Below are 13,932 nucleotides of genomic sequence, written 5' to 3'. Positions count from 1 at the left end.
GGCCGGGGAGATGGCGGGAGATGTCGTTCTCGTGGCAGACCACCTCGTGCCGCAGCGACTCGGTGAGCGGCCGGGCGATCGAGGCGGGCACCGGTGTCACCAGCCCCACCCAGTGGCTGGAGAGCCCGGGGGTGAGGACCGGCACCGGAAGGATGACCCGGCGCGGCAGCCCGGCGACCGCCGCGTACCTCAGCATCATCTGCCGGTACGTCAGCACCTCGGGCCCGCCCACGTCGAAGGCCCGGTCGACGTCCGGCGGCATGGTGGCGCCGGCGACCAGGGCCCGCAGCACGTCGCGGACCGCCACGGGCTGGATGCGGGTGTGCACCCAGCTCGGGGTGACCATCACGGGCAGGCGTTCGGTCAGGTAGCGCAGCATCTCGAAGGAGGCGGAACCCGAGCCGATGACGACGGCGGCGCGCAGGATCGTCGCCGGGACCCCCGAGTCGAGCAGGATGCGGGCCACCTCCGCGCGGGACCGCAGGTGCGGCGAGAGCTCGTGCCCGGGCACGCCCGCCGGGGTGAGCCCGCTGAGGTGCACGATCCGCCGCACACCCGCTGCGTGGGCCTGCTCGGCGAAGATCCGGGCGGCCCGGCGGTCGGTCTCCTCGAAGTCCTTGCCCGAACCCATCGCGTGCACCAGGTAGTACGCCACGTCCACCCCGTCCAGGGCCCGGGCGACGGAGGCGGCGTCGGTGACGTCACCGGCGACCACCTGGGCCCGGCCGGCCCAGGGATGGTCGCGCAGCCGGTCGGGGGAGCGGGCCAGACACCGTACACGGTGACCCGCGTCCAGCAGCTCGGGGACCAGGCGTCCGCCGATGTACCCCGTGGCACCGGTCACCAGACAACGCAGTCCCGCGCGCGTGTCGTCGTGCTCCATCGCGCTCCGCCCTTCCTGTCGCCCCTGCTGATCACTTCGACGGCCGGGTCCGGTTCGGATGCGGGCCGGGGCCGCGGGAGTGCGGCGCTTCTATACGCTGATCACGTGGCCACAGCGAACCAGCGGGAACAGGACGAGCGACCGGAGTCCGGCGCGGGCGGGACGCCGACCGACCTGTACGCCTTCGCCGTACGGCTGCGTCGCATGAACGGCGAGATCAACCGCCTCGTGCAGGGTTTCGCCGGTGACCACGGTCTGCACGCCACCGACATCCAGGCGCTCGCCGCGATCATGGACGCGGAGGAGCCGATGACACCCGGCGGGCTGCGCCGCCACCTCGGGCTCACCTCGGGCGCGGTGACCGCGTGCGTGGACCGGCTGGAGCGGGCGGGCCACATCCGCCGGGTCCGGGAGAGCGCGGACCGCAGGGTCGTGCACCTGCGCTACGCACCGGAGGCCCGTGCGGCCGCGCGGTCGTACTTCCGTCCGCTGGCCGAGGCGACCGAGGCCGCCCGCTCCCGTTTCGGCGAGCAGGAACTGACCGTGGTGGTGCGCTTCCTCGAAGCGCTGAACGAGGAACTGTCCGCCGCGCGGCCCGCCGGCAGCTGATTCCGCCCGCCGCGGGCGCATCCGCCGACCGGGTGACGGGGGAAGCACAGGCGTCGTCTACGATCACCGACACGATGTAACTCAATGATTGAGATTGTTTTTCATCGAGTTACATGTCCGCGAACCCAGGAGACCGATGTCCCCCGCCGCCCGCCGCACCCGTGTGCTCCTCCCGCTCCTCCTGCTGGCGCTCTGGCTCGTCGCCGGAGGCGCCCTCGGCCCCTTCGCGGGCCGTCTCGGCGAGGTCGCGACCAACGACCAGGCGGCCTTCCTGCCGCGCAGCGCGGAGTCGACCGCGGTCATCGCCGAGCAGAAGAGGTTCCGGCAGAACGAGACCCTGCCCGTGATCGTCGTCTGGACCGGCGGCGCGGTGGCCGACCGCAAGGCCGACGCCGACCGGGCGCTCACCTCCCTCGCCGACGCACCGGGAGTCACCGGCGAGGTGTCGCCCGCGATCCCCTCGGAGGACGGGAAGGCGCTCGAAGGCGTGGTCCCGCTGCGCCCCGACCTCGGTGACACCCTCCCCGACGCCCTCGAACGGATACGATCCGCCGCCGAGCGTGTGCCCGGAACGACCGTCCAGCTCGCCGGACCGGCCGCCACCCAGGCCGACCTGTCCGACGCCTTCGCCGGCATCGACGGACTGCTCCTCGCCGTCGCGCTGGCCGTCGTCCTGGTCATCCTGCTGCTGGTGTACCGCAGCGTGCTCCTGCCGCTGGTGATCATCCTCGGCTCGGTCTTCGCCCTAGGTGTCGCCTGCGCCGTCGTGTACGCGCTGGCGGACCACGACGTCGTCCGCGTCGACGGGCAGGTCCAGGGCATCCTCTCCATCCTCGTGATCGGCGCGGCCACCGATTACGCCCTGCTGCTCACCGCCCGCTACCGCGAGGAACTCGCCCGCGACACCGACCGGTTCACCGCCGCACGGGCGGCCCTGCGGCAGTCCTGGGCGGCGATCGTCGCCAGCGCGGCCACGGTGGCGCTCGGCCTGCTCGCCCTGCTGCTGAGCGACCTCACGAACAACCGCGCCCTCGGTCCGGTCGGCGCCATCGGCATCGCCTGCGCCGTCCTGACCTCCCTGACCTTCCTGCCCGCCGCCCTCGCCCTGCTGGGCCGCGCCGCCTACTGGCCCGCCCGCCCGCGCCCGGTCGACGACCACCGCGAGGGCGTCTGGCACCGGGTCGCCGCGCTCGTCGACCGGGCGTCGCGCAAGGTCTGGGCGGTCACCCTCGTCGCCCTGCTGGCCGGTGCCGCCTTCGCTCCCGCTCTCACCTCGAAGGGCGTGCCCCTCGACGAGACCTTCGTCGACGACGCCCCCTCGGTGGCCGCCCAGCAGACCCTGAGCCGGCACTTCCCGGCAGGCTCGGGCAACCCCGCCGTGGTCGTCGCCGACGCCGACCGGGTCACCGAGGTCGTCCGGGCGGCACGCAGGACCGAAGGGGTCGCCTCGGCCACGCCGGCGAGCGCCTCCGGCCGCCCCGGCGCCGATCCGCTGGTCGTCGACGGACGGGTCCGCGTCGACGTGACCCTCACCGCCGCCCCCGACAGCGACACCGCCAAGGAGACCGTCGCGCGGCTGCGCACCGCCCTGCACGGGGTGCCGGACGCGAACGCCCTCGTCGGGGGGTACACGGCTCAGCAGTACGACACCCTGCGCACCGCGCAGCACGACCGCGCCCTCATCGTCCCCGTGGTCCTCGCGATCATCCTGCTGATCCTGGTCGTCCTGCTGCGGTCGCTGCTGCTGCCCGTGCTGCTGGTGGCGACCGTGGCCCTCAACTTCCTCACCACGCTGGGTGTTTCGGCCCTGGTGTTCCGCCATGTCCTCGGCTTCACCGGCACCGACCCCTCCGTGCCGCTGTACGGGTTCGTGTTCCTCGTCGCCCTCGGCGTCGACTACAACATCTTCCTGATGTCCCGGGTCCGCGAGGAGTCCCTGCGGCACGGCGTGCGGCAGGGCATGGCCCGCGGTCTGGTCACCACCGGCGGGGTCATCACCTCCGCCGGCGTGGTGCTGGCCGCCACCTTCGCCGCCCTCGAGGTGATCCCGCTGGCCTTCCTCGCCCAGATCGCCTTCATCGTCGCCTTCGGTGTCCTGCTCGACACACTGGTCGTCCGGTCCCTGCTCGTGCCCGCGCTGGTGCGGGACATCGGGGCCCGGGCGTGGTGGCCGACCGCTGTCCCGGAAACCGGGAAGGCGTGACATGTACGCCCGAATCCCGGGCAACCGCACAGGTACGAGACGGTTCGTCAGCGATGTTGGAGGTGTCTGCCGCTATGAGCGCCAAGGTGTTGGAGCGGTTTCCAGCGGGAGCTCCGCGCGGATCGTGGCCGGCAGAGGAGTACGCGGCGCAGAGGCGGGCGCAGGGTGAACCGGCGACCGTGGTGATGGATCTCAAGTCCGACGCGTTCCTCGTGGTGGTCCCCGGGCGGGACGAGGACTGAACACAGGGGCCCCCGGGCGGGACGGCTGAACGGGAGGGTCAGCCGGGCGGCGTGAGCGTCCCGCCCAGACGGCCGGCCCGGCGCACGAACGCTTCGTGCAGGTCCCGGGCGGCCCGCGGTACGGACTCGGCCCTGCGGCGCTGGAGCATCAGCAGCACCCGGGTCGAGTCGCCCTCGATCGGCCGGTGGGTGATCGTGCCCCGACGCTCCAGCGGATCACCGACCACGCTGAAGTCCGGCAGCACGGTCACCCCCAGCCCCTCGGCCACCATCAGCTTGCCCATCTCGGCTCCGTCGGTGGAGTACGCGAAGGCCGGCCCGCGCCCGTCCAGCAGCCGGTGGACGAAGCGGTGCATGACATAGCCGGTGCGCATGGCGATCAACGGCTGGGCGAGCAGATCCTCCACCGCCACACGTTCCCGCGCGGCCAGCGGACTGTCCGGGCGCAGGCACACCACCGGCCGCCCGTGCAGCAGCTGGGTGGACTCGTGACCGGCGGGCGTGTCGTCGCCGTCCAGGTGGTTGACCAGCCCCAGGTCGAACGCGCCCTCGGACAGGGCCCGTTGGATCTCCGTCTGCTGCGCGCCGACCACCTCCACCTGCGTGACCGGATGGGCGGCCCGGAAATCCTCGACCGCCGGAATCAGCAGCGGCACGGTCGCCGCGTTCACCGTGCCGACGCGGACCATACGGCTGACGCGGTGCTGTTCGCCCGCCGCCGCCCGCAGCCGGTCCACCGCCTCCAGCACCCCGACGATGTGCGGCAGCAGCTCCCGGCCCTCCGCGCTCATCGTCGCCCCGGACCGCTTGCGCTCCAGCAGGTCGACCCCGAGCTCCCGCTCCAGATTGCGCACGGTCTCACTCAGCGCGGGCTGTGACAGGCGCAGTTCCTCCGCCGCCCGGCGCAGTGAACCGAGCCGGGTCACCGCCGCAATGTATTCCAGTTGTTCCGTTCGCACGCCCAGCAGAATGCGGGCCGCCGCACGGCACGTTCAAGGGTTTCCCTGTCACACGTTCGTGAAATTCAATGGTCCGCGATACGAGACCGGTCGGGTTTTCCTTGACGCCTCTCGACACCGGCTGTCACGATCGACTCCATGAAGATGCGACTGGACCTCACGCGGCGACGCCATGTCGACCTCGCACGCGTCTCCAGCGCCTCCTGTCGCGCCGCGGCCTGATCAACCTCCCGCGATCCGCCGCGCTTTCCTCTCCTACCGAGAGTTTTCACGCCTGAATTCCGTGCGCCCGCACATTCCTTGAATTCGGCGTGCTCGAAAACATTCCGCAACAGGAGTCACGCATGCCTGCCGCGCCCGTGCAATTCGCCTACTGGGTCCCCAACGTCAGCGGGGGACTCGTCACCAGCAAGATCGAGCAGCGCACCGACTGGGGCTACGACTACAACCGCGAACTCGCCGTGCTCGCCGAGAACAACGGCTTCGACTACGCCCTCAGCCAGGTCCGCTACATGGCCAGCTACGGCGCCGAGTACCAGCACGAGTCGACCAGCTTCAGCCTCGCCCTGCTGCTCGCCACCCAGCGCCTCAAGGTCATCGCCGCCGTCCACCCCGGACTGTGGCACCCGGGCGTCCTCGCCAAGCTCGGTGCCACCGCCGACCACCTCTCCCGGGGCCGCTTCGCCGTGAACGTCGTCTCCGGCTGGTTCAAGGGCGAGTTCACCGCCCTCGGCGAGCCCTGGCTGGAGCACGACGAGCGGTACCGCCGCTCCGAGGAGTTCATCACCGCCCTCAGGAAGATCTGGACGGAGGACCACGCCGAACTCGCCGGCGACTTCTACCGACTGCGCGACTTCTCCCTCAAGCCCAAGCCCCTCAACACCGAGGAGCGGCCGCATCCGGAGATCTTCCAGGGCGGCAACTCCACCGCCGCCCGCGCCATGGCCGGGCGGGTCTCCGACTGGTACTTCTCCAACGGCAGGGACTTCGACGGGGTCGTCGAGCAGATCACCGACGTCCGCAAGTCCGCCGCCGAAGTCGGCCGCACGGCACCGAAGTTCGGCCTCAACGGCTTCCTCATCGCCCGCGACACCGAGGCCGAGGCCCGCGACACGCTCCGGGAGATCGTCGCCAAGGCCGACCACGAGGCCGTCGAGGGATTCGGCGCCGCGGTGAAGCAGGCCGGACAGTCCACCGGCGACAAGAAGGGCATGTGGCAGGACTCCACCTTCGAGGACCTCGTCCAGTACAACGACGGCTTCCGCACCGGCCTCATCGGCACCCCTGAGCAGATCGCCGAGCGGATCGTCGCCTACCGGAAGCTCGGCGTCGACCTCCTCCTGCTCGGCTTCCTGCACTACCACGAGGAGGTCGAGTACTTCGGCGAGCGCGTGCTGCCGCTGGTGCGCGAACTGGAGGCCCAGCTCCCCGAGTCCGTCCCCGCCCAGGTCTGAGGAGGCCACCGACATGAGCACCGTCACGAACACCGACTGGCACACCCGCCCCGCCCCCGCCACCGCGCAGGACTGGATCTCCCGAGCCGCCGAGGTCGCCGCCGTCCTGGCCACCGACGCCGCCGCCCGGGACCGCGCGGGCGCCACCCCGTACGCCGAGGTGCGGCTCCTCAAGGACGCCGGCCTCGTCACCCTCCTCGGCCCCACCGAGCACGGCGGCGCGGGCCAGGACTGGACCACCGCCTACCGGGTCGTCCGCGAGATCGCCAAGGCCGACGGCTCCGTGGGCCAGCTCCTCGGCTACCACTACCTGTGGTTCTGGGCCGCCCGCCTGGTCGGCACCCGGGAGCAGTGGGAGCACGTGGAGGCCGAGGCATCCCGGGGCCGCTGGTTCTTCGGCGGCGCGGTCAACCCGCGCGACCAGGACGTCGTCGTCACCGAGGACGGCGACGACCTCGTCTACACCGGCCGCAAGACCTTCTCCACCGGCAGCAAGGTCTCCGACGTCACCGTCCTCGAAGGCGTCCTGGAAGGCACCGACCAGCACGTCTTCGCCATCGTGCCGTCCGACTCCGCGGGCCTCACCTTCCACGACGACTGGGACAACATCGGCCAGCGCCTCACCGAGAGCGGCGGCGTCACCCTCGACGGCGTCCGCACCCCGTGGTCGAGCGCCGCCGGATACGTCGACAAGGTGTTCCAGCCCCGCGTCTACAACACCCTCAACGTGCCCACCATCCAGTTGGTCTTCGTCAACTTCTACCTCGGCATCGCGGGCGGCGCGCTCGAGACGGCGGCCACCTACACCCGCGAGAAGTCCCGCTCCTGGCTGCACGGCGGATTCGAGCGCGCGGTCGACGAGCCCTACGTCATCGACACCTACGGCGACCTCACCGCCAAGCTCTGGGCGGCCGAGGCCCTCGCCGACGCCGTCGCCGCCGAGGGGCAGAAGCTGCACGACGACCCCGACGCGGTCACCGAGGAGGCACGCGGCGACTTCGAGGTCCGGGTCGCCGCCGTCAAGGCCCGCGCCACCGACGTGGCCCTGGAGATCACCAACCGGATCTTCGAGGTGACCGGAGCCCGCTCCACGGCCACCTCGGAGGGCCTGGACCGGTTCTGGCGCAACGTCCGCACCCACACCCTGCACGACCCGGTCGCCTACAAGCGGCGCGAGGTCGGCCGGTGGGTCCTCGAAGGAGAACTGCCCGAACCCACCTGGTACTCCTGACCGTCCCGCGGGGCGCCCCCTCCTGAACCGGGGGCGCCCCTCCTCCCGAAAGAGGACCCCATGGCCACCGTCCTGTCCGTCTCCGGCAGCCCCTCCGCCTCCTCGCGCACCAACCGGCTGCTGCGCCACCTCGACCGGCGCCTCGCCGCCCAGGGCCACGAGGTGATCCCGCTCGACGTCCGCACGATCCCCGCCGAGGCCCTGCTCGGCGCCGACTTCACCCACCCGGCGATCGTCGAGGCCACCGAACTGTTCGCGCGCGCCGACGGGGTCGTCGTCGGCACCCCCGTCTACAAGGCGTCGTACTCCGGAGTCCTCAAGGCGCTCCTGGACCTGCTCCCGCAGTACGCCCTGGCCGGCAAGACCGTGCTGCCGCTGGCCACCGGCGGCTCCACCGCCCACGTCCTCGCCATCGACTACGCCCTGCGGCCCGTCCTCAGCTCCATGGGCGCGGCCCACATCGTGCAGGGCTGGTTCACCCTCGACAAGGACATCACCGTGCACGAGGACGGCGCGCTGAGCGTGGCGCCGGTGGCGACCGAGGCGCTCGCGCAGGTCGTCGACCAGTTCTCGACCGCGCTGGGAAGGCGCCCGGTCCTGGCGGCGGCGGGCTGAGGAACATGACCGCCCATGTGATCGCCGACGACGCGGAGGCCCTCGCGGTCGCCGCGTCGCTCGCCGGGGAGTTCCGTGCGGGCGCCTCCGCCAGGGACGCCGAACGCCGGCTGCCGCGCGCGGAGCTGGACCGCCTCTCCGCGTCGGGTCTGCTTGCCGTCACCGTCCCCGCCGAGCACGGGGGAGCGGACGTGGGCGCGGCCACCCTCGCCGAGATCTTCCGGCTGCTCGGCGCGGCCGACGCGAGCCTCGCCCAGATCCCGCAGAGCCACTTCGTGTACGCCAACGTGATTCGCCGTCAGGGCACCGAGGAGCAGCGGAAGTTCTTCTTCGCCGAACTGCTCGCCGGCCGCCGCTTCGGCAACGCGCAGTCGGAAGCGGGCACCAGGCACGTCCAGGACATCCGCACCCGCCTGCACCCGCGCCCGGACGGCTCCTACCGCCTCGACGGCGTCAAGCACTACAGCACCGGCGCCCTGTTCGCGGACTGGATCCCGGTGCTGGCCCGCGCCGAGGACGACAAGCTGCACGTCGCCTACGTCCCCCAGGACGCCCCCGGTGTCACGGTGATCGACGACTGGGACGGCCTCGGCCAGCGCACGACCGCCAGCGGCACCGTCCGGCTCGAAGGCGTCGAGATCCCCGCCGACCGGGTTCTGCCCCACCACCTCACCTTCGAGGGTCCCCAACTCCACGGAGCCGTGGCCCAGTTGCTGCACGCTGCCATCGACACCGGGATCGCCGGGGGCGCGCTCGCGGAGGCGGCGGAGTTCGTCCGGACGAAGAGCCGGCCGTGGTTCGAGAGCGGAGCCGACACGGCGGCCGAGGATCCCCTGCTGATCCAGCGCTTCGGTGAACTCGCCCTCCCGGTGCGGGCGTCCGAGGCACTGCTGAGGGAGGCGGCCCGAGCCGTCGACACGGCCCGCGCCGACCTCACCGACGACTCGGCGGCCGAGGCGTCCGTCGCCGTGGCCGTGGCCAAGGTGCAGGCGGCCCAGGCCGCGGTGGGCGTGGCCGGCGCGCTGTTCGAGGTGTCCGGCACCCGTTCCGCGCTCAACTCCCTCAATCTGCACCGGTATTGGCGTGACGCCCGCACCCACACCCTGCACGACCCGACCCGCTGGAAGATCCAGCACATCGGCCGGTACGTGCTCAACGGCACCCGGCCGCCCCGCCACGGCCTCCTCTAGAGACACCCGAACGGAGACCCACGTGTCCCTCACCTTCCACTGGTTCCTGCCCACCAACGGCGACAGCCGCCACGTCGTGGGCGGCGGTCACGGCACGCCCGCCACCGTGTCCGGACGGGACCGGCCGCCGACGGTCGGCTACCTCAGCCAGATCGCCCGCGCGGCCGAGGACCTGGGCTTCGAGGGGGCGCTCACCCCCACCGGCGCCTGGTGCGAGGACGCGTGGCTGACCACCGCGATGGTCAGCCGGCACACCGAACGACTGAAGTTCCTGGTCGCCTTCCGGCCCGGCTTCGTCTCCCCGACGCTCGCCGCGCAGATGGCGTCCACCTTCCAGCGGCACAGCGGGGGACGGCTGCTGCTCAACGTGGTCACCGGCGGGGAGAGCCACGAACAGCGGGCCTACGGGGACTTCCTCGACAAGGACGCCCGTTACCGCCGTACCGGTGAATTCCTGGAGGTGGTACGGGGGTTGTGGGAGGGCAAGACCGTCGACCTGCACGGCGAGCACCTCCAGGTCGAGGACGCGAAGCTGGCGCGGGTGCCCGACCCGGTGCCCGAGGTCTACTTCGGCGGATCCTCGCCCGCCGCCGGGGAGGTCGCCGCCCGGCACGCCGACGTGTACCTCACCTGGGGCGAACCGCCCGCGCAGGTCGCCGAGAAGATCGCCTGGATCCGCGGCCTGGCGGCCGGGCAGGGCCGCACCCTGCGCTTCGGGATACGGCTGCACGTCATCACCCGGGACACCTCCGAGCAGGCCTGGGCCGAGGCCGACCGCCTCCTGGCGGGCTTCGACCCCGAGACGGTCAGGTCGGTGCAGGCGGGGCTCGCCCGCAGCGAGTCGGAGGGGCAGCAGCGGATGCTCGCCCTGCACGGTGGCGGCAGCCGTGACGGACTGGAGATCCACCCCAACCTGTGGGCCGGCATCGGCCTGGTGCGCGGCGGCGCGGGCACCGCGCTGGTCGGCAGCCATGACGAGGTGGCCGAGCGGATCAAGGAGTACCACGCCCTCGGGATCGACGAGTTCGTGCTCTCCGGATACCCGCATCTGGAGGAGGCGTACTGGTTCGGCGAGGGCGTCCTGCCGCGGCTCGCCGCCCAGGGCCTGTGGCAGCACCCCTTCGGCACCCAGGCGGCGCCTTCGGCGCAGGTGCCGTTCGCGAGCTGAAGGCCGGAGCCGCGTGTGTTCGCGAGCCGAAGGCCGGAGCCGCCTGTGTTCGCGAGCTGCGAGCGGGGGGGCGAACCGGAAGGGCGGGGTTGTGGGGTGGGCCGGACGCGCGAGATCGTTCGGGACGAGACCGCCGGTGTCACCCGTAGCCCGTAGGAGGACCTCCGTTGCCCCGCCCCTCGCCCGCGACGCTGCCCGAACCGCCCTACTACGCCGTGGTGTTCACCGCCGTGCGGACCCCCGGCGACCACGGCTACGCGGAGACCGACGAGCGGCTGTTCCAGCTGGCCGCCGACCAGCCGGGGTTTCTCGGGGTCGACTCCGCGCGCGGGGCGAACGGTCTGGGGATCACGGTGTCGTACTGGAGGGACGAGGAGTCGATCTCGGCCTGGCGGGAGCACGCGGAGCACACCCTGGCCCGGGCACGGGGACGCGAGCGGTGGTACGCCTCCTTCGCACTGCACGTGGCCAGGGTCGAGCGCGCCCACAGGTTCACCCGTCTGCCCGAGGACCGTCCCGAAACCCTTGACCGGGACCTTTCGCAGCGGCTCCGGTGAGGTGCGCCGGCGCGGTCGCGGAGAGCCCGGCCGTGATCCGGTCGCCCCGGCCGTCCCGGGCGTCGGGCATCTCGTCCAGGAGGGCGCCCGCGCACCCCCCACGACCGACCTCGTCGGCCTCCTGCCCTAGAACTGCGCCAAGGCGTCCAGATGCGCGCGGCGGACGTCGTTCGTCTGGCCCTGCACCAGCAGGAACATCCCCTCGCGGAACAGCCGTTGGGCCGTGGCGTCGAGCCCCATGGCCCGGCCGCCGCCGGCCACCACGGCCGCGGTCGTGGCGGCGCGCATCAGGTCGTACGACCGTGTCTTGAGCGCGAGTCGTTCGGGGACGTGCTCGTAGGGGACGGGGTGCCCGGCGAGGTCGTACACCTGCCCGCGCACCTCGTCGAGACGTTCGCGAAGAGCGCTCGCCGTGCCGGACTCCCCGGCGTCCTCCAGCACTTGGAGCGCCGCGTACGCCACCCCGAAGACGGCGGGGGAGGCGTTGGTGCTGCGGGGCCGGTCCAGCAGGGCGAACTTCTCCTGCGGGGTGCGCAGCACCACCGCGTCCCCGGGCAGCCACAGCCCGTCCAGTTCCAGGGAGACCGTGCGGGCCGCGGTGAGCGCCGCGAGCCGCATCGGCTCCGACGCCCGCAGCCCCGGCTGCTCGTGCGCCCCGGTGAACGCGAACACCACCTCGTCCGCCTCGCTCACCCCGGCCACCAGCATCACGTCGTTCAGGCCCCAGCCCGTGTACCAGGGCACCCTGCCGTCGAACCGCCAGCCGCCCCGTTCGGACGTCGCCCGCACCGGCACCCGGGGGAAGGCGCGGACGTGCGCGTAGGCGATCCCGGCCAGCGACTCGCCGGTCGAGAGCGGCCCGAGCAGCCGCTCCCGGACCGGCGCTGCGGACTGCGCGAGCATGCGTACCGGCGTGTGGTGCTGGGTCTGCACGAACCAGGTCGAGCAGCACGCCCCGGCGAGGATCTCCTGGACCTCCCGTGCCACCGCGTCGGGGGCGTCCGCGCCGCCGTACTCCCTCGGCGCGCTCACCCCGAGAAGACCCGAGCTCCGGATCGCGTCGAGGTGCCCCACGGGCACGCCCTCCTGGTCGACGCGCGCCGCGTGCGGGGCGAGAAGGCCGTCCGCGAGGGCACGGGCGGTGGCGAGCAATGGGTGCCGGGTGGTGGTCATGGACAGGATTCTGCCGATCCCGTCGCGCGCGGTGTCGATCCAGGGGTGTGCCGTTCGTGTAGGAGGTGAGACACACTCACAGGAGGAGATGGACATGCAGTACTACCTGCTCAACGTCATGCAGCCCGGCTGGGACGAACTGCCCGCCCCTGAGGTGATGGCCGAGATCGGCGAGCGGCTCGACGTCTTCCACCGGGAACTCCGCGAGGCCGGGGCCTGGGTCTTCGCCGGAGGACTGCACAGCCCCGACGCCTCGACCGTGCTGCGGCCCCGCGACGGGGACGTGCTGATCACCGACGGGCCGTACGCCGAGGGGAAGGAACAGCTCGGCGGCATCTGCATCGTGAAGGCACCCGACCTGGACGCGGCCCTGGAATGGGGGCGCAAGGCGGCGCTGGCCACCACCCTGCCCATCGAGGTGCGCCCCTTCCAGCACGAGTCCGAGGACTGACGGACTTGGACGTCGAAGGCGTCTTCCGCGAGGAGTACGGTCGCGCGGTCGCCGTCCTCGTCCGCTTCCTCGGCGACATCGACCTCGCCGAGGAAGCGGTCCAGGACGCCTTCACCACGGCCGTGCGGCGCTGGCCGGAGACCGGTGTGCCGCCCAGCCCGGCCGGCTGGATCATCACCACCGCGCGCAACCGCGCGATCGACCGGCTGCGCCGCGAGTCCACCCGGGCGGCCCGCCACGCCGAGGCCGCCCTGCTGCACGCCTCCGACGCACCGCCCGAGGAGGGCCCCGTGCGCGACGAACGGCTCCGCCTGATCTTCACCTGCTGCCACCCCGCGCTCGCGCCCCAGGCCCGGGTCGCCCTCACCCTCCGGCTGCTCGGCGGCCTGAGCACCGCGCAGATCGCCCGCGCCTTCCTGGTCCCCGAGCCGACGATGGCCCAGCGCCTCGTCCGCGCCAAGGCCAAGATCCGCGACGCCCGCATCCCCTACCGCGTCCCCCGCGACGCCGACCTCCCCGACCGGCTCAACGGGGTGCTCGCCGTCGTCTACCTCATCTTCAACGAGGGCTACGGCGGCGCCCCCGAACTGTGTGCCGAGGCCGTACGCCTGGGCCGGCTGCTGACCGAGCTGATGCCGGACGAGCCCGAGGCCACCGGTCTGCTCGCGCTGATGCTGCTCGTCGAGTCCCGCCGGGCCACCCGCACGGACGCCGACGGCGCACTCGTACCGCTGTCCGAGCAGGACCCGGCCCGCTGGGACCGCGCTCTCGTCGCCGAGGGGCAGTCACTCGTCCGGCGGTGCCTGCGCCGGAACCGGCCGGGGCCGTACCAGATCCAGGCCGCCGTCCAGGCCGTCCACAGCGACGCGCCCACCGACTGGGAGCAGGTCCGCACGCTGTACGACCAGCTCATGACCGTGGCGCCGAGCCCCGTCGTGGCCCTCAACCGCGCTGTGGCCGTGGCCGAGACCGAGGGACCCGCGCGGGCCCTCGCCCTGGTGGACGACCTGGACCTCGACGGCTACCACGTCCTGCACGCCGTCCGGGCCGACCTGCTGCGCCGCCTCGGACGGGTCACGGAGGCCGCGGACGCCTATGCGAAGGCCGCGGAGCTCACCGGGAACCCGGCGGAGCGCGCCTATCTCGAACGCCGCCGCCGCTCGCTGTGACCTCGCCGCGGAAGGTGCCGAGGGCGGC

General features: G+C 72.5%; 15 protein-coding genes. 12 read left to right on the top strand and 3 right to left on the bottom strand.

Going from position 1 to position 13,932, the window contains the following annotated elements:
• Positions 1 to 883, bottom strand: an 883-nt coding sequence (locus AOJ26_RS29105; RefSeq protein ID WP_159044418.1) for an NAD(P)H-binding protein, incomplete at its 3' end; no start/stop codon positions are given.
• 105 nt (positions 884 to 988) lie between these two features.
• Here AOJ26_RS29105 and AOJ26_RS29100 point away from each other — a divergent pair.
• The 3 genes from AOJ26_RS29100 (at position 989) to AOJ26_RS29090 (ending at position 3,937) form a co-directional block, all read left to right on the top strand.
• Positions 989 to 1,492, top strand: a complete 504-nt coding sequence (locus AOJ26_RS29100) for a MarR family winged helix-turn-helix transcriptional regulator (protein ID WP_053851335.1) — start codon at positions 989 to 991, stop codon at positions 1,490 to 1,492.
• A gap of 136 nt (positions 1,493 to 1,628) precedes the next feature.
• Positions 1,629 to 3,695, top strand: coding sequence for an MMPL family transporter (locus tag AOJ26_RS29095; protein WP_053851334.1), 2,067 nt, complete (start codon positions 1,629 to 1,631; stop codon positions 3,693 to 3,695).
• Between the two features lie 53 nt (positions 3,696 to 3,748).
• On the top strand, positions 3,749 to 3,937 hold the full coding sequence (locus AOJ26_RS29090) for a hypothetical protein (RefSeq protein WP_007379835.1): 189 nt from the start codon (positions 3,749 to 3,751) through the stop codon (positions 3,935 to 3,937).
• A gap of 38 nt (positions 3,938 to 3,975) precedes the next feature.
• Here AOJ26_RS29090 and AOJ26_RS29085 read toward each other — a convergent pair whose 3' ends face one another.
• Positions 3,976 to 4,896 carry a LysR family transcriptional regulator gene (locus AOJ26_RS29085; RefSeq protein ID WP_053851333.1) on the bottom strand — a complete coding sequence of 307 codons (921 nt, stop codon included), beginning with the start codon at positions 4,894 to 4,896 and terminating at the stop codon, positions 3,976 to 3,978.
• Between the two features lie 138 nt (positions 4,897 to 5,034).
• Between AOJ26_RS29085 and AOJ26_RS45275 the strand changes: the two genes are divergently transcribed.
• The 7 genes from AOJ26_RS45275 to AOJ26_RS29055 all read left to right on the top strand — a co-directional run bounded on the left by AOJ26_RS45275 (position 5,035) and on the right by AOJ26_RS29055 (position 11,111).
• Positions 5,035 to 5,118: a putative leader peptide gene (locus AOJ26_RS45275; protein ID WP_350284076.1), complete on the top strand. Its 84-nt coding sequence runs from the start codon at positions 5,035 to 5,037 to the stop codon at positions 5,116 to 5,118.
• A 122-nt stretch (positions 5,119 to 5,240) separates the two neighbouring features.
• Positions 5,241 to 6,350 (top strand): dimethylsulfone monooxygenase SfnG, encoded by a 1,110-nt coding sequence (gene sfnG, locus AOJ26_RS29080; protein WP_053851332.1) that lies wholly within the window; start codon positions 5,241 to 5,243, stop codon positions 6,348 to 6,350.
• Between the two features lie 13 nt (positions 6,351 to 6,363).
• Positions 6,364 to 7,581 carry an acyl-CoA dehydrogenase family protein gene (locus AOJ26_RS29075; RefSeq protein ID WP_053851331.1) on the top strand — a complete coding sequence of 406 codons (1,218 nt, stop codon included), beginning with the start codon at positions 6,364 to 6,366 and terminating at the stop codon, positions 7,579 to 7,581.
• Between the two features lie 60 nt (positions 7,582 to 7,641).
• Entirely contained in the window at positions 7,642 to 8,196 is a 555-nt protein-coding gene (ssuE, locus tag AOJ26_RS29070) for an NADPH-dependent FMN reductase (RefSeq protein ID WP_053851330.1), read from the top strand.
• A gap of 5 nt (positions 8,197 to 8,201) precedes the next feature.
• On the top strand, positions 8,202 to 9,386 hold the full coding sequence (locus AOJ26_RS29065; RefSeq protein WP_053851329.1) for an SfnB family sulfur acquisition oxidoreductase: 1,185 nt from the start codon (positions 8,202 to 8,204) through the stop codon (positions 9,384 to 9,386).
• A gap of 22 nt (positions 9,387 to 9,408) precedes the next feature.
• Positions 9,409 to 10,554 (top strand): LLM class flavin-dependent oxidoreductase, encoded by a 1,146-nt coding sequence (locus tag AOJ26_RS29060; protein ID WP_053851328.1) that lies wholly within the window; start codon positions 9,409 to 9,411, stop codon positions 10,552 to 10,554.
• 167 nt (positions 10,555 to 10,721) lie between these two features.
• Positions 10,722 to 11,111, top strand: coding sequence for an antibiotic biosynthesis monooxygenase family protein (locus AOJ26_RS29055; protein WP_053851327.1), 390 nt, complete (start codon positions 10,722 to 10,724; stop codon positions 11,109 to 11,111).
• 126 nt (positions 11,112 to 11,237) lie between these two features.
• Here the strand turns inward: AOJ26_RS29055 and AOJ26_RS29050 are convergent, their stop codons facing one another.
• Complete coding sequence (locus AOJ26_RS29050; protein ID WP_053851326.1) at positions 11,238 to 12,284, bottom strand: acyl-CoA dehydrogenase family protein; 1,047 nt, start codon at positions 12,282 to 12,284, stop codon at positions 11,238 to 11,240.
• A 94-nt stretch (positions 12,285 to 12,378) separates the two neighbouring features.
• Here AOJ26_RS29050 and AOJ26_RS29045 point away from each other — a divergent pair, with 94 nt between their 5' ends.
• Both AOJ26_RS29045 and AOJ26_RS29040 read left to right on the top strand, forming a co-directional pair.
• Complete coding sequence (locus AOJ26_RS29045; protein WP_053851340.1) at positions 12,379 to 12,735, top strand: YciI family protein; 357 nt, start codon at positions 12,379 to 12,381, stop codon at positions 12,733 to 12,735.
• 5 nt (positions 12,736 to 12,740) lie between these two features.
• Positions 12,741 to 13,904, top strand: a complete 1,164-nt coding sequence (locus AOJ26_RS29040) for an RNA polymerase sigma factor (protein WP_234358692.1) — start codon at positions 12,741 to 12,743, stop codon at positions 13,902 to 13,904.
• The last annotated feature ends 28 nt before the right edge of the window (positions 13,905 to 13,932 follow it).

Origin of the sequence: Streptomyces sp. NRRL B-24085, from assembly GCF_001282115.1 — a bacterium.
Taxonomy (GTDB): domain Bacteria; phylum Actinomycetota; class Actinomycetes; order Streptomycetales; family Streptomycetaceae; genus Streptomyces.
Note: the sequence above shows the minus strand (reverse complement) of the source record. Positions and strands in the feature narration are given on the sequence as shown.

Excerpts from the sequence above, each read along its gene's own strand:
- AOJ26_RS29095 (WP_053851334.1), top strand. The coding sequence starts at position 1,629 with ATGTCCCCCGCCGCCCGCCGCACCCGTGTGCTCCTCCCGCTCCTCCTG.
- AOJ26_RS29090 (WP_007379835.1), top strand. The coding sequence starts at position 3,749 with ATGTTGGAGGTGTCTGCCGCTATGAGCGCCAAGGTGTTGGAGCGGTTT.
- AOJ26_RS45275 (WP_350284076.1), top strand. The coding sequence starts at position 5,035 with ATGAAGATGCGACTGGACCTCACGCGGCGACGCCATGTCGACCTCGCA.
- sfnG (WP_053851332.1), top strand. The coding sequence starts at position 5,241 with ATGCCTGCCGCGCCCGTGCAATTCGCCTACTGGGTCCCCAACGTCAGC.
- AOJ26_RS29075 (WP_053851331.1), top strand. The coding sequence starts at position 6,364 with ATGAGCACCGTCACGAACACCGACTGGCACACCCGCCCCGCCCCCGCC.
- ssuE (WP_053851330.1), top strand. The coding sequence starts at position 7,642 with ATGGCCACCGTCCTGTCCGTCTCCGGCAGCCCCTCCGCCTCCTCGCGC.
- AOJ26_RS29065 (WP_053851329.1), top strand. The coding sequence starts at position 8,202 with ATGACCGCCCATGTGATCGCCGACGACGCGGAGGCCCTCGCGGTCGCC.
- AOJ26_RS29050 (WP_053851326.1), bottom strand. The coding sequence starts at position 12,284 with ATGACCACCACCCGGCACCCATTGCTCGCCACCGCCCGTGCCCTCGCG.
- AOJ26_RS29045 (WP_053851340.1), top strand. The coding sequence starts at position 12,379 with ATGCAGTACTACCTGCTCAACGTCATGCAGCCCGGCTGGGACGAACTG.